The 21,479-nt window shown below is 61.7% G+C and carries 22 protein-coding genes and 1 pseudogene; 10 read left to right on the top strand and 13 right to left on the bottom strand.

Features of this window, described 5'->3' with window-relative positions; genetic code table 11:
• Positions 1 to 111 precede the first annotated feature (111 nt).
• Entirely contained in the window at positions 112 to 915 is an 804-nt protein-coding gene (locus ACYBYQ_RS18000; RefSeq protein WP_027350552.1) for a sulfite exporter TauE/SafE family protein, read from the bottom strand.
• Positions 916 to 1,021: 106 nt separating this feature from the next.
• Between ACYBYQ_RS18000 and ACYBYQ_RS17995 the strand changes: the two genes are divergently transcribed.
• Positions 1,022 to 1,807 (top strand): AraC family transcriptional regulator, encoded by a 786-nt coding sequence (locus ACYBYQ_RS17995; RefSeq protein WP_459615799.1) that lies wholly within the window; start codon positions 1,022 to 1,024, stop codon positions 1,805 to 1,807.
• A gap of 102 nt (positions 1,808 to 1,909) precedes the next feature.
• Here ACYBYQ_RS17995 and leuD read toward each other — a convergent pair whose 3' ends face one another.
• The 3 genes from leuD to ACYBYQ_RS17980 are packed head-to-tail and all read right to left on the bottom strand — an operon-like array spanning position 1,910 to position 4,923.
• Positions 1,910 to 2,611, bottom strand: a complete 702-nt coding sequence (leuD, locus tag ACYBYQ_RS17990) for a 3-isopropylmalate dehydratase small subunit (RefSeq protein WP_459615798.1) — start codon at positions 2,609 to 2,611, stop codon at positions 1,910 to 1,912.
• Positions 2,608 to 4,026, bottom strand: coding sequence for a 3-isopropylmalate dehydratase large subunit (leuC, locus tag ACYBYQ_RS17985; protein ID WP_043223483.1), 1,419 nt, complete (start codon positions 4,024 to 4,026; stop codon positions 2,608 to 2,610). The genes leuD and leuC overlap by 4 nt, the downstream gene beginning before the upstream one ends.
• An 18-nt stretch (positions 4,027 to 4,044) precedes the next feature.
• The gene (locus ACYBYQ_RS17980; RefSeq protein WP_043223427.1) at positions 4,045 to 4,923 is read right to left on the bottom strand and encodes an alpha/beta fold hydrolase; all 879 of its coding nucleotides are present in this window, start codon (positions 4,921 to 4,923) and stop codon (positions 4,045 to 4,047) included.
• Positions 4,924 to 5,026: 103 nt separating this feature from the next.
• On the opposite strand from ACYBYQ_RS17980, the gene ACYBYQ_RS17975 reads away from it, so the two are divergent.
• From ACYBYQ_RS17975 to ACYBYQ_RS17965, 3 genes are all read left to right on the top strand, one after another.
• A complete protein-coding gene (locus tag ACYBYQ_RS17975; RefSeq protein ID WP_088928724.1) occupies positions 5,027 to 5,920 on the top strand; it encodes a LysR family transcriptional regulator in 894 nt (297 codons plus the stop codon).
• A 504-nt stretch (positions 5,921 to 6,424) separates the two neighbouring features.
• The gene (locus ACYBYQ_RS17970) at positions 6,425 to 7,114 is read left to right on the top strand and encodes a glutathione S-transferase (RefSeq protein ID WP_009618127.1); all 690 of its coding nucleotides are present in this window, start codon (positions 6,425 to 6,427) and stop codon (positions 7,112 to 7,114) included.
• 83 nt (positions 7,115 to 7,197) lie between these two features.
• Positions 7,198 to 7,773: a TetR/AcrR family transcriptional regulator gene (locus ACYBYQ_RS17965; RefSeq protein WP_024128187.1), complete on the top strand. Its 576-nt coding sequence runs from the start codon at positions 7,198 to 7,200 to the stop codon at positions 7,771 to 7,773.
• A 141-nt stretch (positions 7,774 to 7,914) separates the two neighbouring features.
• Here the strand turns inward: ACYBYQ_RS17965 and ACYBYQ_RS17960 are convergent, their stop codons facing one another.
• The gene (locus ACYBYQ_RS17960) at positions 7,915 to 8,841 is read right to left on the bottom strand and encodes a LysR family transcriptional regulator (protein WP_009618128.1); all 927 of its coding nucleotides are present in this window, start codon (positions 8,839 to 8,841) and stop codon (positions 7,915 to 7,917) included.
• Positions 8,842 to 8,970: 129 nt separating this feature from the next.
• On the opposite strand from ACYBYQ_RS17960, the gene ACYBYQ_RS17955 reads away from it, so the two are divergent.
• Complete coding sequence (locus ACYBYQ_RS17955; protein WP_009618129.1) at positions 8,971 to 9,759, top strand: alpha/beta fold hydrolase; 789 nt, start codon at positions 8,971 to 8,973, stop codon at positions 9,757 to 9,759.
• 102 nt (positions 9,760 to 9,861) lie between these two features.
• Positions 9,862 to 10,104 (top strand): hypothetical protein, encoded by a 243-nt coding sequence (locus tag ACYBYQ_RS17950; RefSeq protein ID WP_052754977.1) that lies wholly within the window; start codon positions 9,862 to 9,864, stop codon positions 10,102 to 10,104.
• 128 nt (positions 10,105 to 10,232) lie between these two features.
• Here ACYBYQ_RS17950 and map read toward each other — a convergent pair whose 3' ends face one another.
• The 3 genes from map to ACYBYQ_RS17935 form a co-directional block, all read right to left on the bottom strand.
• Positions 10,233 to 11,000, bottom strand: a complete 768-nt coding sequence (gene map / locus ACYBYQ_RS17945) for a type I methionyl aminopeptidase (RefSeq protein WP_009618130.1) — start codon at positions 10,998 to 11,000, stop codon at positions 10,233 to 10,235.
• Positions 10,997 to 11,209, bottom strand: a complete 213-nt coding sequence (locus ACYBYQ_RS17940; RefSeq protein ID WP_009618131.1) for a ParD-like family protein — start codon at positions 11,207 to 11,209, stop codon at positions 10,997 to 10,999. The genes map and ACYBYQ_RS17940 overlap by 4 nt, the downstream gene beginning before the upstream one ends.
• Before the next feature lie 242 nt (positions 11,210 to 11,451).
• Positions 11,452 to 11,844 (bottom strand): nuclear transport factor 2 family protein, encoded by a 393-nt coding sequence (locus tag ACYBYQ_RS17935; RefSeq protein WP_001554375.1) that lies wholly within the window; start codon positions 11,842 to 11,844, stop codon positions 11,452 to 11,454.
• 99 nt (positions 11,845 to 11,943) lie between these two features.
• On the opposite strand from ACYBYQ_RS17935, the gene ACYBYQ_RS17930 reads away from it, so the two are divergent.
• The 4 genes and pseudogenes from ACYBYQ_RS17930 (at position 11,944) to ACYBYQ_RS17915 (ending at position 16,317) form a co-directional block, all read left to right on the top strand.
• On the top strand, positions 11,944 to 12,858 hold the full coding sequence (locus ACYBYQ_RS17930; RefSeq protein WP_230592673.1) for a LysR family transcriptional regulator: 915 nt from the start codon (positions 11,944 to 11,946) through the stop codon (positions 12,856 to 12,858).
• Between the two features lie 90 nt (positions 12,859 to 12,948).
• Entirely contained in the window at positions 12,949 to 14,481 is a 1,533-nt protein-coding gene (gene istA, locus ACYBYQ_RS17925) for an IS21 family transposase (protein WP_459615797.1), read from the top strand.
• A pseudogene (gene istB / locus ACYBYQ_RS17920) lies at positions 14,471 to 15,073 on the top strand (IS21-like element helper ATPase IstB); the annotation flags it as partial. The gene istA and the pseudogene istB, both read left to right, overlap by 11 nt.
• A gap of 54 nt (positions 15,074 to 15,127) precedes the next feature.
• Positions 15,128 to 16,317 (top strand): IS3 family transposase gene (locus ACYBYQ_RS17915; protein ID WP_459614343.1). Its coding sequence is split into 2 segments (ribosomal slippage): positions 15,128 to 15,398 and positions 15,398 to 16,317, totalling 1,191 coding nucleotides; the frame shifts between segments, so codons are not numbered across the junction.
• A 138-nt stretch (positions 16,318 to 16,455) separates the two neighbouring features.
• Here the strand turns inward: ACYBYQ_RS17915 and ACYBYQ_RS17910 are convergent.
• From ACYBYQ_RS17910 to ACYBYQ_RS17890, 5 genes are read right to left on the bottom strand one after another with little or no spacing between them, the layout of a single operon-like run.
• On the bottom strand, positions 16,456 to 17,760 hold the full coding sequence (locus ACYBYQ_RS17910; RefSeq protein WP_459615796.1) for an MFS transporter: 1,305 nt from the start codon (positions 17,758 to 17,760) through the stop codon (positions 16,456 to 16,458).
• 47 nt (positions 17,761 to 17,807) lie between these two features.
• Positions 17,808 to 18,572 (bottom strand): SDR family NAD(P)-dependent oxidoreductase, encoded by a 765-nt coding sequence (locus tag ACYBYQ_RS17905; protein ID WP_459615795.1) that lies wholly within the window; start codon positions 18,570 to 18,572, stop codon positions 17,808 to 17,810.
• Position 18,573: 1 nt separating this feature from the next.
• Entirely contained in the window at positions 18,574 to 19,347 is a 774-nt protein-coding gene (locus ACYBYQ_RS17900) for an acetoacetate decarboxylase family protein (protein WP_459615794.1), read from the bottom strand.
• On the bottom strand, positions 19,344 to 20,516 hold the full coding sequence (locus ACYBYQ_RS17895; protein WP_459618819.1) for an alpha-hydroxy acid oxidase: 1,173 nt from the start codon (positions 20,514 to 20,516) through the stop codon (positions 19,344 to 19,346). The genes ACYBYQ_RS17900 and ACYBYQ_RS17895 overlap by 4 nt, the downstream gene beginning before the upstream one ends.
• 5 nt (positions 20,517 to 20,521) lie before the next feature.
• Positions 20,522 to 21,364, bottom strand: a complete 843-nt coding sequence (locus ACYBYQ_RS17890; RefSeq protein WP_459615793.1) for a fumarylacetoacetate hydrolase family protein — start codon at positions 21,362 to 21,364, stop codon at positions 20,522 to 20,524.
• Positions 21,365 to 21,479 lie beyond the last annotated feature (115 nt).

The following is a 21,479-nucleotide window of genomic DNA, read 5'->3' as shown; positions in this document are numbered from 1 at the left end:
AGGTTGTTCATCCGGGGCATCTCTGGAAGATGGGGGTTACGAAGCCAAACCAGCCCCCAGGAGCCCCGGATGAACAACCTACTGAGAGATCACAGCTAGAGGCAGAGAAGACTAAGCCACCAGCATCACCAGCAGAACGACGCACAGCAGCGTGATGTATGCCTTGGCGTGAATGGTATCGGGAATCCGGCCAATCCACCTCGATGTGGCCCGGATACCCAGCCATGAACCAACCGCCAAGACCGCGCAAGCGCGCAAGTCGATGTAACCCGCGTGCCATGCACCCAGCGGTGCATCGTTCCACGCCAGCAGCGCATAAGTCGCCGAGCCGACCACGGCCATTGGCAGCGACAGTGGGTTGGCCGCTGCTGTCGCAGCGGTCATGCTGGCGCCGCGGCGGCGCATCAGCGGCACGGTCATCACGCTGCCGCCCACGCCCAGGAAGGCGGCGATCGCACCAATCGCCGTGCCTGCGGCAGCGGTCATCCACCGTCCCCATGGACGAATCCGCGCAGCCGTTTCCTGGGTGAAGCCCGGCCGCAGGATGCTGTCGAGGATCGTCAACCCCAGGTAGAAGATGAAGGCCCAGCGTACCCAGTCCCCGCTCAATGCCAATGCGGCAGCCGCGCCCGGTATTGCGCCCACGGCGATGTAGCCCAGTAGCGGGCGCACCTGATCCCACGGCACCGTGCCAGCTTTGTGATGGCGCATCGTCGCCAGCCCCGCACCGAAGATCATCACGCAGGTGGACGTGGCAACGGCCACGTGCATGGCGGCGTCGCCCACGGCGCTGCCGCCATGCGTAGCCAGGAGCACGGAATACAGCACGGGCACGACGACGAAGCCACCGCCGAAGCCGAACAGCACGGTCGTTATCCCGGCGAGGAAACCAAAGAACAAAAGCAGGAAGTACATGGCGGAAACCGCATCGTGAGAGGACGAAACTTCACGATAGGGTGCGCCGAATTGGCTGTCTCTCGCTGATTGGTCAATAATCCTTTTGTTTAGGCCATCCATTGCCATGCGCAACATACCGCTGGACTCCGTGGATGCCGTGGCGCGCCCCGTGCTGGCCATCGGCACCGATTACCCGCCGGGCACCTTGCTCGACACCCATACGCACCGGCGCGCCCAGGTGCTGTACGGCATGAGCGGGGTGATGGAAGTGGAAACGGACGATGGCGCATGGGCCATTCCACCGTACAGCGGCGTGTGGATTCCCGCCGGCAAACCCCACCGCGTGCGGATGCAGGGTGTGAGTACGCGCAGCCTCTACATCGAGCCGGCTGCCGCGCCGCGCCCGGCAGATCACTGCGAGGCGCTGGTCATCTCCCCTCTGCTGCACCAGTTGCTGCTGGCCTCGGCGGACATGCCCGCGCTGTACGACGAGGACGGGCGCGACGGTGCGCTGGCGCAGTTGCTGCTGCACGAAGTGCGCCAGACGCAGACGATGCCCCTGTTCGCGCCGATCCCCCAAGACCGCCAGCTTGCACGGCTGTGCAAGGCGTTCCTGAAGTCGCCCAGCATCCAGGCCACGCCGCAGATGTGGGCGCAACGGCTGCACAAGAGCCTGCGCACTTTCACCCGGTTCTTTCACCAGCAGACGGGCATGAGTTTCGGGGCATGGCGGCAGCAAGCCTGCCTGCTGGCGGCGCTGCCCCGGCTATCGGCTGGGCGGTCCGTCACGCAGGTGGCGCTGGATCTGGGCTACGACAGCCCCAGCGCGTTTTCCACCATGTTCAAACGGCGGCTCGGCAAGACGCCGATGAACTTCATCAGCGAATCCGACACGGCCGCATCTCGGTAGGGGGTTCCGTGTCCCTGTCGTGAAATACACATCGCCCAGCCGCCGCAAGCAGGCAGTGGCTGAACGTTAACCATCCGTTCCCCATGATCGCCATGTTCATCGCTACCTTTCCTTTTCGGAGGACAAGGCCTGTCCTTGGCTGCGTACGGAATTCAAGCCCGCACCGCGTTTTCTTGCCCGCGTCCTGGCGATATCGACACGGCACCAGGGACGTACCTGCCAATGCTCAGCTTCGAACCGGTCGATGGCTGCTGCATCGCGCAAGGTCATGCCGATCATGTCCAAGCCATCGACCAGCATCCGCTTCTGCCTGGGTTGCAAATCGAAGGGATATTCATCGCCCTGCGGCGTGGAAACGATTTGCTTCTCCACGTCGATGGTCAGGCGCTTTTCCTGGCCATGCGCCACGCTGTCCATCAACGCCTGGACCTGCTCCGGCGGCAAGGTGACAAGCAGCAGGCGATTGTTCATCGCATTGAAATAGAAGATCTCTCCGTAACTCGGCGCGACGACAGCATCGAACCCGGCCTGCTGCAATCCCCATACCGCGTGCTCCCGGCTCGATCCGCAGCCGAAGTTCGCCCCGCCCAACAGAATGCGCGAGCCGCGATATTCCGGACGGTTGAGCACGAAGTCCGGGCGAAGCCGCCCTTCGGTGTCGAAACGCAGGTCATGCAGCAGTCCGTCTGCCAATCCGCTCTTGTCGATCCCCAGCAGGAACTGCTTGGGCATGATCTGGTCGGTGTCCAGGTTGCCGATTGGCAATGGCGCCGCCACGCCTGTGATACGGTGCGTTTCGCTCATGCACGGAACTCCTTGCGAATGTCGACGATGCGTCCGGCGATTGCGGCAGCGGCAGCCATGGCCGGACTCATCAGATGCGTGCGGCTGCCCCGGCCCTGCCGACCCTCGAAGTTGCGGTTGGTCGTAGAGGCGCAACGCTCGCCCGGCGCGAGTACGTCGTCGTTCATCGCCAGGCACATCGAACAGCCCGGCTGTCGCCATTCGAACCCTGCCTCGACCAGCACCTGCGCGATCCCTTCGCGTTCGGCCTGGTCACGGACCAGCCCGGAGCCAGGCACCACCATCGCCCGCACGCTTGGTGCAACCTTGCGCCCCTGCACCACCCGCGCCACCTCGCGCAGGTCCTCGATGCGGGCATTCGTACACGAACCGATGAACACGCGGTCGATCGGAATACCTTCGATCGGCGTGCCAGGCGCCAAGCCGATGTAATCCAGCGCCTTGTGCCAAGTTGCCTTCTCGATATCACCCGAGGCGTCGCTCAATGGCGGCACGGTGCCATTCACCGGCAGCGCCTGGTCGGGACTGGTCCCCCAGGTGACATAGGGGGCGACCTCGGAAGCATCGAAGCGATGCTCGGCATCGAAACGCGCCGATGCGTCCGTGCGGAGTTGCTTCCATGCCGTGTGCGCGGCCGCCAGCGCAGCGTCGTCCATATCGCAGATCCGCTCGGACACGTAGTCGGATGTGATCGCGTCAGGCGCGATCAGCGCCGCGCGGGCACCGGCTTCCACGGTCATGTTGCACAAGGTCATGCGCGCCTCGGCGGACAGTGCGGCGATAGCTTCGCCGACATACTCGACCGCATAGCCACGCGCGCCTTGTGCTCCGATCTTGGCGATGATGTGCAAGATCAGGTCCTTGGACGTCGTCCCCAGAGGCAGTCGACCATCGACTTGGATTCGCATGTCCTTGGCCACGCGGTACACCAGAGTCTGCGTGGCAAGCACATGCTCCACTTCCGACGTGCCGATCCCGAACCCGAGTGCCCCGAGGGCACCGTAGGTCGTGGTATGGCTGTCGCCGCATAATACGACCATGCCGGGACGGATCAGGCCAAGTTCCGGCGCGACGACATGCTCGATTCCTTGCATCGGATCACGCACGTCGAACAGCTCGATCCCCTGCTCAGCACAGTTGGCGGCAAAGTTCGCCGCTTGCCGTGCGGCGGGGGCGATGTCGATCGTACGCGCCGCGATCGGCACCGGGCGCGTGGGGATGACGTGATCGACCACGCCCATTTGCTGGTGTGGGCGCCGCACCCGCAATCCACGTTGCGCCAGTCCTGCAAAAGCTTGTGGGCTGGTGTATTCGTTCATGATGTGCAGGTCGACATATAGCAGCACGTTGTCGACATCCAGGCGTTCGACGGTGTGCGAATCGACCAGTTTTCGGTAAAGCGTCGTCGCTGGCATGGGCAGGCTCGAGGACATTCATGAAGGCAGGAAGGCGAGGACGTGATCGAGCAACACCTCGGGTGCTTCCTCCGGGATGTAGTGGCCGCAGGGCAGCGCCATACCCTTTACGCCGGGATTCCAGCGGCGCCACTCGGCCAGAGGGTCGAAGCACCGTTCGATCACGCCATCGCGTCCCCACAATGCCAGGAAGGGACATTGGATCTGCTTGCCCGCGGCAAGATCGGCCTGATCGTGTTCGAGGTCGATACCTACCGAGGCACGGTAGTCCTCGCAGATGCCATGTGCGGTTGCCGGATCGGACAGGCAACGCAGATAGGCAGCATAGGCCTCCGGCGCGAAAGGCTTCAGGCCGGCACTGCGGGCTCCCATGGTCTGCTTCAGGTAGAGATCCGGGTCGGCCCGGATCAACGTCTCTGGGAAAGGCGACGGTCGCACGAGGAAGAACCAGTGCCAGTAGGCGCGCGCGAATTCGAATGAGGTCTGCTGGTACATCGCCAGCGTGGGTGCCACATCCAGCGTGACCAGGCGGGATACCACATCTGGATGATCCAGCGCCATCCGCGCCGCGACCCGACCACCCCGGTCATGACCGATCACCGCGAACGTCGGCAGGCCCAGCGCCTGCATTAATCGCACTTGGTCCAAGGCCATCCGACGCTTGGCATAGTTGGCGTGGTCTGGCTCGCCTGGCGGCTTCCCGCTGTCGCCATAGCCGCGCAGGTCCGCAACGACAACCGTGAATTGCCGCGCCAGCGTCGGAGCCACCTTGTGCCAGATCGCGTGTGTCTGAGGGTGTCCATGCAGCAGAAGCAGCGCCGGCCCGGTGCCGGCCATCAACGCATGAATCTTGATGCCATCGACCGTGGCGGATACGTCGGAAAAGCCTTCGAACATCCCTTGCCTCCATGTTCCGACGGCCATTCTATTCCTGCATCAGAACGGCGTTATTGAATTATATTTATTCAATTCATAACTTATAAGAACGAATTGGAGCATCATGTCCGAGTTCTCCGACATCCGCCTTTTCACCCTAGTGGCGCGCCATCGCAGCTTGGCTGCGGCCGCGCGCGAACTTGGCGTCACCCCGCCAGCGGTCAGCAAGCGCCTGGCGCATTTGGAAAAGCGGCTCGGCGTGCGCCTGACCCATCGCACGACACGACGCCTGACACTCACGCCGGAGGGCGAACGCTACCTGGCCGAGGGATCACGCCTGCTCGGGGAATTGCAGGAACTTGAGCAAGTGCTGATCCGCGGCCATGCCGAACCGGCCGGACTGCTCCGTGTCAATGCCTCATACGGTTTCGGTCGTGCGCGGGTGGCACCGGCCATTTCGGCGTTCGTTGCCCGCTATCCCGCCATACGGGTGCAACTGCAATTGACCGACCAGCCCTTGAACCTGCGCGAACACGGTTATGACATCGGCATCCGCTTCGGCGATCCCCCCAGCACCCGGATCAATGCAAGGTTGTTGCTGCGCAATCACCGTCTTTTATGCGCTTCGCCGGCCTATGTTGCCCAGAACGGTAAGCCGAACGTTCCGCACGACTTGGTGCGTCACGCCTGCTTGATCGTTCGGGAAAACGATGCGGCCTACGGCGCTTGGCATTTCCGCCGCGGAAAGTCCACCGAGACGGTCAAAGTCGACAATGTGCTATCGAGCAACGATGGCAACGCCGTGCTGCGCTGGACGCTGGACGGCCATGGCATCGCCATCCGCTCAGCATGGGAAATCGCACCCTACCTGGCCCGGGGCGAACTGATTCCATTGCTGGGGGATTGGAAGCTACCCAACGCCGACATCTACGCGACCTACCTGGAACGCAGCGAGGTGTCGTCCGCCAAAGTGCGCGCGTTTCTTGACTTCACGGCAAAATACTTGGCGACGAGTTGAAACGCCATCAAAAGGCAGCAATAAGCATTTCCAGGGGAGGAGTCATCGTGACGCCAAAGGCGATCACGCACTCGAGAGGCCGATGCCAGGCGGATCATACATCGGCACTGTTGCAATGCCCCATCAACAACGCCGATTCCACCATCCCCGGCAGCAGACTGCGCTGGGCGAGATCGCGCTTGAGCCCTCGCCGAGGTTGCGCCGCCAGAGTCCAGCAACAGCCGCGGCAGCGGACTTCAGTGCTTCATTTGTGATGCGCACAATCTCGTTGACGAACCTCATCCCGGCGCGCTTGGTCACGCATGAATGCAACCCAGCGGTCGGAGGCGAATGAGGTGTCGCTGGGGAGTGCAAACGATCACATGGCTTGACCGGCAGGTGCGACGGCGATGCAGTTGACATCGCCATTGCTACGGAATAGCATTCTAACTAACGATCGTTAGGTATTCTCGGATCGTTATCGGTTGTTGACCGATACGAATTCACCACATGGAGAGTTCTCGAATGAGTGCGGTTGCAGGACCAGTCGATGGTGAGGCGGGATTTCCGCTGAAGATCTACGACTTCCCTCGGGGCCCTTACCCGACGCGTGTCCGGATCGCCCTAGCAGAAAAAAACCTCCAGTCACGCGTGGAGTTCGTGATGGTTGATCTCCGCAAGGGGGAGCACAAGGATCCCAGGTTCATCTCGGATAAAAACTACTCCGGAACGGTTCCGGTGCTTGAGCTTGCGGATGGAACGTGCATTGCCGAGTGCACCGCCATCACGGAGTATCTCGATGCGCTTGTCGGCGGTCCGGTTTTGACGGGCTCCACAGCGTTCGAGAGGGGAATGATTCACATGATGAGCAAGCGCGCCGAACTGGAGCTGCTTGACGCCATCAGTGTTTACTTCCACCATGGAACGCCGGGTTTGGGGCCACTGGTGGAGCAATACCAGAACAGGGAATGGGGACTCAGGCAGCGCGACAAGGCCTTGCGAGGCATGCATTATTTCGACGATGTGCTTCGCAAGCGAGCTTATGTTGCCGGCGACGCGTTCTCCATGGCCGACATTACGGTCATCGCCGGACTGATATTCGCTGATATCGTCGACTTGGCGGTACCCGCCGAATGCACGGCGCTCTTGGCATGGTACGAAAGGATGAAAATGCGCCCCAGCGTAAAGAGCCAACCCGCATTTGCTCGCAGGTAGGCCGTTCGACGTACTCGTAACCAGACGGTCGCAAGACAAGATACCGCAGTGGAGCGTCATTACACAAGTCGAGGGCGACAGCCGTGGAGAGTCAGAGAAACACGAACTCCAGTGACAAGATCTTGTCCATTGCAACACGAATCGCCCAGGCGCACGGTTACGGTGGCTTGAGCGTTCGCCGCTTGGCCGAAGAAGTCGGTGTCAAACCTGCAAGTCTTTACCATCATTTCCCGAGCAAGGCGGCTCTCGCTGCTGCAGTTGCCAGGCGATACTGGGAAAATTCGTCGACGCAATTGGAAGAACTGTTGAATAGGCTTCCGGACCCCACAGATTGCTTGCGCAGATATCCCAATATGTTCAGGAAGGCGCTGGAGAACGACAACCGCATCTGCCTGTGCAGTTTCATGACGGCTGAATACGATGACCTTCCCGAGAATGTGAGGCAAGAAGTTCGAACATTCTCTGATGTGCATATCACATGGCTGGCTAAGGTTTTGGCGAGCGCCGGGATTGTCAATCCGAACATCGCGAAAGAACGCGCGCAGGCCATCTATGCTGCAATCACAGGAGCGCAGCTGATGGCACGTGGGCGTTCCGACTTAAGTCTTTTCGATACGTTGATCACGAGCTACAGGGCAACCGGGCTTCTGCCGGCCTAGAGGCGAGGCCAGCGGACGCACCACGAAGACAAGCGCTCGACTGCTGTTTGAGCAAGGCAACCGCCACGCTACGTTTGGGGCGCGTCCAACGCCCGGCATTCTCAGGGCTGGGGCTATGCATTCCAGGGCTCAGGGGCAACCTCAAGCCGTAGTGCTCCTATGCATGAGATCCCATGGCTGCGTGTCGCCGAAGCTCATGCTCAGATGCTCGATGAAGCGGCGAACTTTCAACGACACATGCCGCTTGCTCGGATAGATGGCATGAATCGCCAAATCAGTTGTTTTGTGGTCGGCCAGCAGGACACGAAGCGCACCGCTGGCGATGGACTGCTCGAACACGAAGCTGGGGCCGTAGACCACCCCCGCCCCTGTCAGCGCTGCCGCTAGCAGCATCTGCATGTTGTTTGCAGCGAGCCGGATCGCACCATCAATGTGATGGGTCTGGCCGTTAGCATCCGTGACGCTCCAGTCTCCGGCTGAAACCGCCTGGGAGAAAGCGAGCCGAGGTGCCTGGCGGAGCTGTTCGACGGTTTTCGGCTCGCCATGTCGTGCCAAAAAGGATGGCGCTGCGCAGAACATCATGCGACACGAGGCGAGCCGCCGAGCAACGAGATCGGAGTCTTGCAGACGGCCGATGCGGATAGCAATGTCGATGCCATCTGCCAGTAGATCGACATAGCGATCGCTCAGCGTGGTCTCGATCGAGACATCGGGGTATTCAGCCAGATAATTCGATACAACGCGACCAAGATGCAGTGCCCCAAAGGTTGTCGGCGCAGCCACGCGCAACATTCCACGCACACTCTGTTGCGCGTCCTGGGCTTCGCGATTCGCGTCCTCGTACTCTTCCAGTAAGCGCTTGCATCGCGTGTAGTAGGACCGCCCTACATCTGTTAGCGTCAACTTGCGCGTACTGCGTTGAAGCAACCGAACTTTCAACTGTCCCTCGATCGCGGAAACGTGCTTGCCCGCCATCGAGGGTGACAGGCCAAACCGCCGAGCGGCGCTTACCAAGCTGCCTTCTTCGACTGCGGAGACGAACACCGCCATGCTGAGCAATCTATCCATACCACCTCATTCGATATCCTGATTATCAGGTGGTAATAAATCTAGGCCAATTATCGGCCGAACGGAATGGGTCTAGCCTAGCACTGTAGCCAGCCGATCCCCGGTGGGCTTTAGCAAAAGGATGTTCCAATGAAGGTCGAATCGAACGGCATAGAGATCCATGTCGAGGAACAAGGGCAAGGCGATCCGTCACTCGTTTTTCTGCATTACTGGGGCGGCTCGTCTCGCACTTGGAAGCATGTCTGCTCCAGGCTGGCGCCGAACTTCCATACGCTTGCTCTCGATCATCGCGGCTGGGGTCAATCCGACGCGCCTTCGATGGGCTACGGGCTGGCAGACCTTGCAGCCGATGCGGAGGGCGTGATCGCAGCGCTGCACCCGAAGCGCTACGTTCTGATCGGTCACTCTATGGGAGGCAAGGTTGCTCAGCTTATGGCGTCGCGGCGGCCTGTCGGACTGGTCGGGCTGGTTCTCATCGCTCCTTCACCGCCATCGCCAATGATCTTGCCGAAAGAGGCACGCGAAATGATGGCAGGAGCCTACGCAAATCGCGAAACAGTGGAGGCGACTATCGACAACGTGCTGACGGCCCTCCCACTGTCAGCGGAGGATCGCGAACAAGTGATCGCGGACAGCTTGCGTGGCGCGCCAGCGGCCAAGCTAGCTTGGCCCAGAGCGACCAGCTTGGAAGACATCACTGGACAGGTAGGTGCCATCGACGTACCTACGCTTGTTATTGCAGGCGAGCGGGATCGCGTGGATTCGCCCGAGGTACTGAGGAAAGAATTACTTCCCCGCGTATCGCAAGCCGTCATGACCGTAGTACCAGATGCAGGGCATTTGCCTATGTTAGAAACACCGGATGCATTGACTCCATTGATTGAGAATTTCTGCCGTTCACTGCCAGGGAAGGGGTGAAGCGGACATCGCGGCGGTGCGCAATCGAAGCGCCTCGCAGCTAATACGCGGCGAAAAGCTCGCCCCCCGAAGGGCGTTGCACGGACGTGGGCGGCGCAGTTCGTGCACTGGTACAACCACGAGCACCTGCACAGCGGGCTGCGCTTCGTGGCCCCGGCCGTTCGCCATGCCGGTCAGGATGAGGTCCAGTTGCAGGCACGCAGATGGGTATACGAGCTTGCCCGCCAGCGTCATCCGCAGCGCAGGACCGGACCGACCCGCAACTGGAGCCGCGTTGGCGCCGTCACCCTCAATCCCGACCGCGATGCGGGCGCGCCGAGGCAAAGCCGACAGCATGACAAGTAACCGATTAGCTGCATGAGATCAGGCGACAACTACCTTGACACGCACCGAGAGCACGCCGGCAACGGCGTGTTCTTACCCGAAGGCAAAGTCAGGTCCTGAGCGAAAGTCCGTATCGCTACCACACTGGATCAGTGCAACGCTTTTTCGCCCGGGCGCAGTGTCAAGACACGCACGCCGCTCTCGGTGACGGCAACGGTATGCTCGAACTGAGCCGACAGTTGCCCGTCGCGCGTGACGACCGTCCAGCCGTCGTCCTCAGTTCGAATGGCACGTCGTCCTTGGTTCACCATCGGCTCTATGGTGAAAACCATGCCTTCGCGCAGTACTAGCCCCGTTCGCGGCTTGCCCCAATGCAACACCTGCGGCGGCTCGTGCATCTCCCGGCCGATGCCGTGCCCGCAGTATTCCCTAACGATTGAATAGCCATTCCTGCGGGCATGCCGCTCGATGGCGTGGCCCACGTCACCGAGCGTAGCGCCCGGGTGGACGGCCTGGATGCCTTTCCACATCGCCTCATAAGCTACTTGCACGAGCCGCCGCGCCGGCTGCGACACCTCGCCCACCAGATAGGTCTTGCTGGAATCGGCGATGTAGCCGTTCTTTTCCAGCGTGATGTCGAAATTGACGATGTCTCCGTTTTGCAGGACGTCCTCGGCGGAAGGAACGCCGTGGCAGACCACATGGTTGCGGGAGGCGTTTAGCGCGTAGGCGTAACCGTATTGCCCTTTGCTGGCCGGACGTGCGTTGAGTTCATGGACGATGAGGTCATCGACCAGATCGTTGACCTGCATCGTGGACATGCCGATCAGGTTCAGCCGATCAAGATGGCTGAACACCTGCGCCAAAAGCTGGCCTGACTCTGCCATCAGCGCAATTTCTTCTGGCCGCTTGGTCATGCCGCCCCCATCTTGATGGGTTGTGCCACAACGCCCGCGGCCCGCAGTTCACGGGCAACGATATCGTTGAAGCTTTGCGTTGGATTCATTTCGCACAGCATGCCGATCCTGATCCAGAAGGCTGCCTGTGCGTTGATCGACCGGCACGATACTGCGCTGGCCTTGCGCAGTTGGTCATGCAGATCGTCGTCGATGTTCACGATACCCATGTGTCTAGTTGTATATGAAACGTATACGAATCATATAGGCGTCATGGCCGTAGCGCAAGTGAACTGCGCTGACGTGACCAAGTCGACGCCATGATGGTTTCCTAGGAGCCGGTAGCGCAGGCCTGACTCGGCGCGATAGCAATGGCGGGCCGAGTTCGCCGATCGGGCTATGACGGCATGGGCATCGGCAAGCTCGGCCAAGCTCCACTCTCGACCGAGGGCGTCGCCTTGACCTCGAACCTTCAGTCCCTGGCAAAAAAGGCATTCATGCCCGGCAGGTCGGACAGGTAGGTCTCGATAGCAGCGATCTTGCCATCGCGCAAGGTGCAGACCGTAGCCAGATGCTCGTCCAGTACGAGGTCATTCCGGCGTGCAGTGTTATGCAGCGAGAGCGCGACATTATCCCGGCTTACCAGAATGTGCTTGAGCTCGAAATTCAGGCCGAAGCTGGCAATTAGCTCAGCTCTGGCAACGACTGCTTCCGCACCGACCGCTGGACCAGAGATCTGATTGTCTCCGGGCAGAACCCAGGTGGCATCGTCGGTAAGAAGCTTACGGATCGCCTGCCAGTCGCGGCGGGTCAGTGCGGCATGAAACTGCTTGGCCAAAGCAAGCTTTGTTTCGTAGGTATGCATGACTATTCTCCTGTAGCAGGGTGTACAGCGAGATTAGACAGCGCCAGGAATGGATCTGTAAAATTGATATTTGATAGTAGCTAGCAATAGATTAAAGTTATGAAGAAGCACGACATGGGTCTACTGGTGTCGTTGGATGTTCTGCTTGAAGAGGCCAACGTCACTCGTGCAGCACGACGCTTAGCCATCAGCCAGCCTGCACTCTCAGCCCAATTGGCCCGCTTGCGGCAGGTGCTTGATGATCCTTTGCTGGTGCCGGCCGAGCGCGGCCGAGGTATGCGGTTGACGCCACGTGCAGCGCAGCTGAAATCACCCCTGCATGAGTTGCTGACACGGCTTGAGGATCTTGTCGAGGCGCCCTACGCTTTCGATCCCAGCACGGCCAAGCGCGATTTCACGATCGCCCTCAATGACAATGCCGCGATGACGATTGGACTGGATCTCATCGAGTGCATTCGGAAGCAGTCGTATGCAGGCATTAGATTGGCCATGCTCCAGATACCCCGGGATGAGGTCCTGGATCTTGCAGCTCGCGGCCGCATCGACCTGGTGATCGGCACCCGAGCCTTCATGCCCCCTGGTTTGCGCACCCATGATCTGGTCGACGACAGGTTTCAGGTGGCCCAACGCAAAGGGCATCCTCGCGGCACGGCTGCAATGACGCTGGAGCAATACTGCGCTTATGAGCATGTGCTGGTGTCTACCAATGGCAGTTATCACAGTGGGATCGATGATTTTCTTGCAGAGCTGGGGCATTATCGACACACCACGGTATCCGTGCAGTACTACACAGCGGTGCCACCGATACTTGAGCGCACGAACTGCCTGGCGACGTTGCCTGAGCGCTTCCTACACCGCTTTGATCACATGATCGACCGCTTCGACCTCCCATTCGCATTCGATCCGTTCCAGCTGCAGGTCGGTTGGCATCCGCGCTTTGACGAAGATTTAGGACATCAGTGGCTGCGTGAACAGCTGATTGCGGTGAGGCTGTTGGTTTCCACGCAGAACTGAGCCAGTTAGGCAGATAATTTCCATTGAGAACTGAGCCATGTGAACCTTCCCCCCAACGCGGTGAGCGACGGGGGCAGCGGAGTGATCCACATGGGACTTTTAAACATCATCCGGCGCATGGCGCTGCGAGAGAAGCAGTCGATCCGCGAGATCAGCCGGCGCACCGGTCTGTCGCGCAACACGATCGCGAAGTATTTGAGCGCGGGTACGATAGAGCCGACGTTCACGGTACCGGAACGACCGAGCAAGCTTGATCCTTTTGCCGACAAACTCGCGGCCTGGCTGAAGACCGAGACCGGAAAGTCGCGCAAGCAGCGCCGAACACTGAAGCAGCTTCATTCCGATCTGGTGGTTCTCGGCTTTACCGGCTCCTATGGTCGGGTCGCCGCATTCGCTCGTGATTGGCGGGCTGATCGGCAACGTGAGCAGCAGACGACGGGCCGCGGCATATTCGTTCCGCTGTCTTTCCGACCAGGCGAAGCATTCCAGTTCGATTGGAGTGAGGACTATGCCGTGATAGGCGGCGAGCGCACGAAGCTTCAGGTCGCGCATATCAAGCTATCGCACAGTCGCGCGTTTTTTGTCAGGGCCTACCTGTTGCAGACGCATGAGATGCTGTTTGACGCCCATTGGCACGGCTTCCGCGTGTTTGGCGGCGTGCCTGGTCGTGGCATCTACGATAACATGAAGACAGCGGTCGATCGTGTGGGCCGCGGCAAGGAGCGACAGGTCAACATCCGTTTCCTTGCGATGACGAACCATTACGTCTTTGCGCCAGAGTTCTGCAATCCCGCCGCGGGCTGGGAGAAGGGGCAGGTCGAGAAGAACGTCCAGGATGCCCGACCGCGGCTGTGGCAACAGATGCCCGACTTTCCAGATTTGGGGGCATTGAATATCTGGCTGGAACAGCATTGCCAGGACCTGTGGCGGGAGACAGCGCATGGCACCTTGTCCGGCTCGATCGCGGATGTTTGGGCTGATGAGCGGGCAGCATTGATGGCGCTCCCCGCCATGTTTGACGGCTTCGTCGAGCAGAGCAAGCGCGTCTCGCCGACATGCCTGATCACCTTCGAGCGCAATCGTTACAGCGTGCCTGCGTCTTTTGCGAACCGGCCCGTCAGCCTGAGGATTTATCCCGAGCGACTGGTCGTTGCGGCCGAGGGCAATATCCTTTGCGAACATCCGCGGATCATAGAACGCAGCCACGACAAACCGCCGAGGACGATTTACGACTGGCGCCATGACCTTGCGGTCATCCAGCGCAAGCCTGGAGCACTGCGCAATGGCGCACCCTTCCTGGAATTGCCGCTGGCCTTTCGACAGCTGCAGGAGCAGATGCTGCGCCGCCCTGGTGGTGATCGTGAGATGGCCGATATCCTTGCCCTCGTCCTTCATCACAACGAACAGGCCGTCATCAGTGCTGTGGAATTGGCTTTGGATCAAGGCGTGGCAACCAAAATGCATGTGCTAAACCTGCTGCATATGCTGATCGACGATAAGACGACTGACGGTCCCGACGTCGATACGCCACAGGCACTGACTTTGCTGCGCGAACCCAAGGCCAATGTCGAACGCTATGATGGCCTGCGTGTCCGGATCGTTGGAGGTCGCCATGCGTCATGATCCAGCCAGTGCCGCCGTCGTCATCATGCTGCGAAGCCTGAAGATGTATGGCATGTCCCAAGCCGTCAGTGACCTGATCGAGCAAGGTGCTCCAGCCTTTGATGCAGCCGTGCCGATCCTGTCCCAGTTGCTGAAAGCCGAGATGGCCGAGCGCGAGGTCCGGTCCATCGCCTATCACATGAAGGCTGCCCGCTTCCCAGCCTACAAGGACCTCTCCGGATACGACTTCGCCGCCAGCGAAATCAACGAAGCGACGGTGCGCCAATTGCATAGATGCGAGTTCATCGACGGCGCGCAGAATATCGTGCTTGTCGGCGGACCGGGCACAGGAAAAACACATGTCGCCACCGCCCTCGGCATCCAGGCGATCGAGCATCACCGTCGAAAGGTCCGATTCTTCTCGACCATCGAATTGGTCAACGCGCTTGAGCAGGAGAAGGCTAAAGGCAAGGCGGGGCAGATCGCAGAGACCTTGGTCCGCCTTGATCTGCTCATCCTCGACGAGTTGGGATACCTGCCGTTCAGCGCCTCAGGGGGAGCACTGCTCTTCCACCTTCTGAGCAAGCTCTATGAACGGACGAGCGTTGTGATTGGATTTGCCCCGGTTTGACGGACACCTTACCCTTAGTGGAACAAGGAGTCCGCAATGCCCAAGACACGCCCGCCGTATCCGGCGGAATTTCGCCAGCAGATCGTGGAGTTGGTCGCAGCCGGCCGAACTCCTGCCGAGCTGTCCCAGGAGTTCGGTTGCTCGGCCCAGACGGTCGTCAACTGGGTGGCTGCTGCCGGCCTGAAGGCAGACAAGCCGGCCAAGTCGGCAGGCAGTGCCTTGAACGAGGCCGAGCGTGAAGAACTCATCCGACTGCGTCGCCAACTGCGCCAGGTCCAGATGGAGCGCGACATCCTGGCAAAGGCTACGGCCTGGTTCGCAAACAAAAGCGAGAAGACGTCCACGCCGTCTTCGAACTCATGAGCGCGCACCAGGCCGACTTCCCCGTGAGAGCCATGTGCCGAATACTCGGCGTGTCGCACAGCGGCTTCTACGACTGGCAGCACCGAGGGCCATCGAAGCGGGCGATCGCCGATGCAGTGCTCAGCGAGCGTATCCGCACGATCCACGCCGACTCGCGCCAGACTTACGGCATGCCGCGTATCCGGGCCGAACTGGCCGAGCACGGCGTGCGTGTCGGGGGTAAGCGCATCGCCCGGTTGATGCGCGCGGCCAAGTTGCGCGGAGTCAGCAAGCGTCGGGGCTTTACGATCACCACGCAGCGCGAGCCTCGCCAGCGCCCGCCGGCCGACCTGGTCAACCGACGTTTCCAGGCCGATGGCCCGAATCAGTTGTGGGTAGCGGATATGACCTACGTGCCAACCTGGGCGGGGTTCGTCTACCTGGCCATCGTGCTCGATGTCTGGAGCCGGCGTGTGGTGGGATGGTCCATCGGCGAACGCATGACGACCGATCTGGTGCTGACCGCGTTGAACATGGCGCTGGCGCAGCGCAAGCCCGACGAGGTCATCCATCATAGCGATCAGGGCAGTCAATACACCAGTGTGGCCTTCGGCAAGCGCTGCGCGCAAATGGGTGTCAGACCTTCGACCGGCAGCGTGGGCGATGCCTATGACAACGCCATGGCCGAGAGCTTCTTCGCTACGCTCGAGTGTGAACTGATTGAACGCAACGTCTTTAAAACGAAGACCGAGGCCCGCATGGCGCTGTTCAGTTACATCGAGGGCTGGTACAACCCGCGGCGCCGACACTCCGGCCTGGGGTATCTGTCGCCTGCCAACTTCGAACGCTCAAATCAAGCAATACCTGAACCCGTTCCGGCTTGAAAACCAAGCCCTAACCTGTCCGTGAAAGCGGGATAAATCCAAATCCACTTCATCGCCGGCCGCAAGCCTGCTGCCCCAGCACCCGGCGCTTGCGGCGCAGTGAAACGGGCCGCGCCATTCCGGTGGCGCGGCCTTCTGTTACCGCAACCCGGTCTTCAGGGTCTCCCGATAGGCCAGCACTGCCAGCAACGTAAGTATGGCCGCGCCGATGACGATCCATGAGGGCGACAGCAGGTTGCCGGTGCGGGCCACGAAATAGGTGGCCAGGAAAGGCGCCGTGCCGCCGAGCAGCGTAACGGGGATATTGAGGCTCACGGACAAGCCCGTATAGCGCAGCTTGGTCGGCATGATCTCCGACATGGCGCACAGCGCGGTGGCGGAGTGCGGGGCGAAGGCCAGGCTCATCAGGCACAACCCCAGTACGGTCTGGTTGAAGTCTGTCGGGTCGAGCAGGTGGAATGCGGGATAGGTCACCAATGCTATGGCCAGGGAACTCGCCAGCATCAGCGGCTTGCGGCCCACGATGTCGCTGAGCAAGGCGAAGAAGGGCAGCAGCACGCAATAGAAGATCAGGCTGTAAAGGTTGGCGCGCTGGGCATCGGCGAGGTTGAAGCCCAGCACATTGGCGAGATAGGTGGGCGAGTAGATGTAGTAGATGTAGATGCAGGCGGACGGCGCGGAAATCAGGCCCATGCCGATGAGCAGGGTTTTCCATTCCTGTTTCAGGCCGGTGAGCAACGGCGCCTTTTCCACTTCCGCGTGTTCCTGCACCGACGTGAAATGCGGTGTCTCTTCCAGCTTCAGGCGCAGATAGAGCCCGACCATGCCGAGCGGCACGCCGGCAAGGAAGGGCAACCGCCATCCCCAGCTGTGCAGTTGCTCGGTGGTCAGCGTGCCCGTGATCAACGAGGCGACGCCTCCGCCCACCAGCAGCGCCAGGCCAATGGTGAAGGTCTGCCATCCGGTATAGAAGCCGCGTCGATTGGCCGGCGCATATTCCGAAATGAAGGAGGTGGCGCCGCCGTACTCGCCGCCCACCGAGATACCTTGTATCAGGCGGGCGACGGTAAGCAGGATGGGGGCGGCGATGCCAATGGACGCGTAGGTCGGCATCAGGCCGATCACGGTGGTTGCGGCAGCAATCAGGATGATGGCTACCGCCAGCGGCGTCTTGCGTCCGTAGCGATCGCCCAGATGGCCGAAAACGATGCCGCCCAGGGGTCGGGATGCGTAGCTGATGGCGAACACGGCGAAGGTCAGGAGCAGGCTGGCGGCCGGATCATCCGCCGGAAAGAACAGCTGCGCGATGACGGGCGCGAAATAGCCGTAGATGACGAAGTCGAAGTACTCGATGAAGTTGCCGATACATGCGGCAACCAGCGCACGCTTGTGCTGCGCCGCGGCCGGTCGGCCGGGGGATGCGGCGCTCGTCAGGGTCTGCATGGGTTGTCTCCTTGTGATTGTGTGGGGTCTCGATGAAGGCGGCGTGGCTAGGCGAGCGTGCTGCCGCCGTCGACGACGAGGGCAGCGCCGTTCATATGGCGTGACTCGGGCGACAATAGAAAGGCGACGGCGCCGGCCACGTCCCTGGGCTCGCCATAGGGCACGGCGACGGCGCGCTGCACCTTGCCGGCGCTGCCGCTGGCTGCCATGGCGTCGATGGCATCGATCATGGCAGTCTGCGTAGGGCCGGGAAGCACGGCATTGACGCGTACCGCAGTGCCCACCACTTCCAGCGCGGCGCTTCGGACCAGTCCGAGTACGGCATGCTTGCTTGCCACGTAGCCGGCCAGGTTGGCGCGTCCGCGGATGGAGGAGGTGGAGCCGATCGCCACGAAGCTGCCCCCGCCCGATGAGCGCAACGCCGGCAATGCATGCTTGAGGCACAGGAAGGTGCCGATGGCGTTGACGGCCATCGTGTGCGCGAAGCTGTCGGCAGGATAGCGGGCGATGGGCTGCACCACGCCTGCAATGCCGGCATTGCTGACGAAGCCGTCCAGCCTGCCGTGCCGGGACATCGCCTTCGCGACCGCGCCTGCGACTTCCTCTTCGCTGGTCACGTCCAGCACCAGCGTTTCCACCTCCGCTTCGAGGGCCCGGCACTGCCGCCGTGTGTCCTCCAGCGCCGCGGCATCGCGGTCCGTGGCCAACAAGCGCCAGCCCTGACGGGCGAGGGCAAGCGCGATGGCGGCGCCGATGCCGCCGGCCGCGCCTGTGATCAGCGCCACCCGCGTCGATTGGTCTGTGCCGGCCATATCAAGGGATCAGCCTGGCGAGCAGGCGGCGGTCTTCCACGGCGAAGCCGCCGCCGTAGACGTCCGAAGTCATGAAATGAGCGCCCAGCACTTCGGGTTCCAGCGCCGCGATAGGGTCGTACTCGCTGGCGTGCAGCGTCCAGTCGATGCGGCCCGGGATCGGCTTGGTATAGCGCAGTGGCGTGCGCCGATACACGATGTCTGCGTAGGCAGTGCCCACTTTCTCGGGATCGGGCAGGCGGCGTACATGAATCTCGCCGCCGGGCTGTTCGGCTTCGTCGGTCAGCAGCACCAACGGCGCATTCTCGTCGGGCGTGAACTTGTAGTCGACCAGCGGTACGTTGCGCCGGCGTACCCATCCGCTGATCTGCCCATCGGGAGCTTCGTCGAAGGCGTAGTGCGTGTCCTTCTTGGTGTAGCCGAACAGTTCGCGCCCGGCGCAGATGCCCATGGGGTCGCTGCAATACATGAAGATGTGCGTCTGCGTGAACAGGTCCCGGTAGCGGACCGGCACGGTGACCATCAGGTCGAACATCTGGCCTGCGTGGATGGCGAGGGTATGCCCGGGCGAGAGCATGAAGCGGAAGGCGACGCGGTCGTTCACCAGTTCGAAAGGCGTGTCGGACAGCAGCTTTTCGACTTTGCTCCGGTCTACCCTGGTTACGACTTCCACGGTGCGCAGCGGGCATTCCCATTCCACCGGGTACGCGGGCGAGTACGGCGGATTGACGCCGCTGTCCTGGTGCATCTTGTAGTTTCCGAACATCGGGGTCATGTGTGGTCTCCTTGCATTGACAGGGTGTAGGGATTGACGATCAAGTCACGGTTTGCATTCCGGATGTCGGTCAGGCCGCAGAGAGCCATGGTGGACTCCAGCTCGCGGCGCAGGATGTCCAGGCAGCGCGCGACGCCGGCCTGGCCTGCTGCGCCCAGGCCGTACATGTATGCGCGCCCGACGAAGACGGCCGAAGCGCCCAGCGCGAGCGCGCGCAGCGCGTCTTGGCCGCTGCGTATGCCGCCATCGAGGTAGACCTGGGCGCGGCCCGCTACGGCTTGCGTCACGGCGGGCAGGGCGCGGATGGTGGAGGGCGCGCCGTCGAGCTGCCGGCCGCCATGGTTCGAAACCATGATCGCGTCGGCCCCCGCATCGATGGCCTGGCAGGCGTCGTGCGGGTCCATGATGCCTTTGACGACGAGTTTGCCGCCCCAGCGTTGCTTGAGCCATCGCACGTCGTCCCATGAAACCGTGCGGTCGAACTGGCGGCTTACCCAGTCCGAGAAACCCAGCGTGTCGGACACGCCCTTGGCATGGCCGACGATATTGCCGAAGGTGCGGCGCGGCGTGCGCAACATGCCGGCACACCACCGGGGGTGCGCCAGCAGCGCGGAGAGCCCGCCCAGTGTGAGGCGGGGCGGTACCGAGAGACCATTGCGTATATCTTTGTGGCGCTGCCCCTGGATCGGCAGGTCCAGGGTGAGCACCAGCGCCGAGCATTGGGCCGCCCGGGCCCGCTCGATGAGCCGTTCGATGAAATCGCGGTCCTTCATGACATACAGCTGGAACCAGAATGGGCGCGAGGTATGCCGGGCAAGGTCTTCGATGGAACAGATGCTGACCGTGGACAGGACGTACGGCACGCCGAAGTCCGCCGCAGCACGCGCAGCCAGGATTTCGCCGTCGGGATGTACCATGCCGGCCAGCCCGGCGGGCGCCAGGCCTACAGGCATTGCGGCCGGCTCGCCCAGCAGGGTGGCTTCCGTGCGGATGTCGGCAACGTTGCAGCCTACCCGCTGGCGGAATTTCAGGCGGGCCAGGTCTTCGCCGTTGGCTCTGTACGTGGATTCGCTCCAGGAGCCGCTGTCGACGTAGTCGTAGAACAGGCGGGGTACGCGTTTGCGCGCCATTTCCCGCAGGTCTTCGATGCAGGTGATGACGGCCGGCATGGTCGTCATGCCAGCCTTACGGGGTTGCGCTGTTCCCCAAGCCCCTGTATGCCGAGGCGCAGGGTCTGTCCGGGCTCCAGGTATGTCGGCGGCGTGCAGCCCATGCCCACCCCGGCCGGCGTACCCGTGGCGATGATGTCGCCGGGCAGCAGGGTCATGAACTGGCTGACATACGCCACCAGGTCCGCCACCCCGAAGATCATGTCGGAGGTGTTTCCATCCTGCCGGCGCACGCCGTCGACTTCCAGCCACAGCGCGAGGCGCTGCGGATCGGCTACTTCGTCGCGGGTTACCAGCCAGGGGCCGATGGGAGCGAATGTATCTGCCGACTTGCCTTTGTCCCACTGGCCGCCGCGCTCCATCTGCCAGGCGCGTTCCGATACGTCATTGACGATGCAGTAGCCCGCGACGTGGCGCAGCGAGTCGGCCGCGGCGATGTTGCGGGCCGTCTTGCCGATGACCACGCCCAGTTCCACTTCCCAGTCGACCTTCTCCGCCCGGGGCGGGATGAGGACCGGATCATGGGGGCCGACGACGGCGCTGGTTGCCTTGAAGAAAATGATCGGCTCCTTGGGCTCGGGGAGCCCGGCTTCGCGGGCATGGTCGCGGTAGTTCAGCCCGATGCAAACGATCTTGCCAATGGCTCCCACGCAAGGCCCCAGGCGGGTGCCTGCAGGCACAGCCGGCAGGGCGGCGGCACCTGACGCGGCGATGCGTGCCATGGCCTCGTCCGCCAGTGTTTCGCCTGCGATATCCGGAATCAGGCCCGACAGATCGCGCACCTGGCCCGCGTCGTCCAGTAATCCCGGACGCTCTGCACCCGCGCTGCCCCAACGTACCAACTTCATGTTCCGATACTCCCGATATCCATGCGCCAGAACACTGGCGATGGTTATTAATGTACATTGTGTGCGAAGTACATTTGATTAGGGTAATCCCCCAATCGGAGCCCGCGCAACGTGC

It is taken from the genome of Bordetella sp. 2513F2 (assembly GCF_054642735.1).
Note: the sequence above shows the minus strand (reverse complement) of the source record. Positions and strands in the feature narration are given on the sequence as shown.

Coding starts and splice junctions, on each gene's coding strand:
- ACYBYQ_RS18000 (WP_027350552.1), bottom strand. CDS start 915: ATGTACTTCCTGCTTTTGTTCTTTGGTTTCCTCGCCGGGATAACGACC.
- ACYBYQ_RS17995 (WP_459615799.1), top strand. CDS start 1,022: ATGCGCAACATACCGCTGGACTCCGTGGATGCCGTGGCGCGCCCCGTG.
- leuD (WP_459615798.1), bottom strand. CDS start 2,611: ATGAGCGAAACGCACCGTATCACAGGCGTGGCGGCGCCATTGCCAATC.
- leuC (WP_043223483.1), bottom strand. CDS start 4,026: ATGCCAGCGACGACGCTTTACCGAAAACTGGTCGATTCGCACACCGTC.
- ACYBYQ_RS17980 (WP_043223427.1), bottom strand. CDS start 4,923: ATGTTCGAAGGCTTTTCCGACGTATCCGCCACGGTCGATGGCATCAAG.
- ACYBYQ_RS17975 (WP_088928724.1), top strand. CDS start 5,027: ATGTCCGAGTTCTCCGACATCCGCCTTTTCACCCTAGTGGCGCGCCAT.
- ACYBYQ_RS17970 (WP_009618127.1), top strand. CDS start 6,425: ATGAGTGCGGTTGCAGGACCAGTCGATGGTGAGGCGGGATTTCCGCTG.
- ACYBYQ_RS17960 (WP_009618128.1), bottom strand. CDS start 8,841: ATGGATAGATTGCTCAGCATGGCGGTGTTCGTCTCCGCAGTCGAAGAA.
- ACYBYQ_RS17955 (WP_009618129.1), top strand. CDS start 8,971: ATGAAGGTCGAATCGAACGGCATAGAGATCCATGTCGAGGAACAAGGG.
- map (WP_009618130.1), bottom strand. CDS start 11,000: ATGACCAAGCGGCCAGAAGAAATTGCGCTGATGGCAGAGTCAGGCCAG.
- ACYBYQ_RS17940 (WP_009618131.1), bottom strand. CDS start 11,209: ATGGGTATCGTGAACATCGACGACGATCTGCATGACCAACTGCGCAAG.
- ACYBYQ_RS17935 (WP_001554375.1), bottom strand. CDS start 11,844: ATGCATACCTACGAAACAAAGCTTGCTTTGGCCAAGCAGTTTCATGCC.
- ACYBYQ_RS17930 (WP_230592673.1), top strand. CDS start 11,944: ATGAAGAAGCACGACATGGGTCTACTGGTGTCGTTGGATGTTCTGCTT.
- istA (WP_459615797.1), top strand. CDS start 12,949: ATGGGACTTTTAAACATCATCCGGCGCATGGCGCTGCGAGAGAAGCAG.
- ACYBYQ_RS17910 (WP_459615796.1), bottom strand. CDS start 17,760: ATGCAGACCCTGACGAGCGCCGCATCCCCCGGCCGACCGGCCGCGGCG.
- ACYBYQ_RS17905 (WP_459615795.1), bottom strand. CDS start 18,572: ATGGCCGGCACAGACCAATCGACGCGGGTGGCGCTGATCACAGGCGCG.
- ACYBYQ_RS17900 (WP_459615794.1), bottom strand. CDS start 19,347: ATGACCCCGATGTTCGGAAACTACAAGATGCACCAGGACAGCGGCGTC.
- ACYBYQ_RS17895 (WP_459618819.1), bottom strand. CDS start 20,516: ATGCCGGCCGTCATCACCTGCATCGAAGACCTGCGGGAAATGGCGCGC.
- ACYBYQ_RS17890 (WP_459615793.1), bottom strand. CDS start 21,364: ATGAAGTTGGTACGTTGGGGCAGCGCGGGTGCAGAGCGTCCGGGATTA.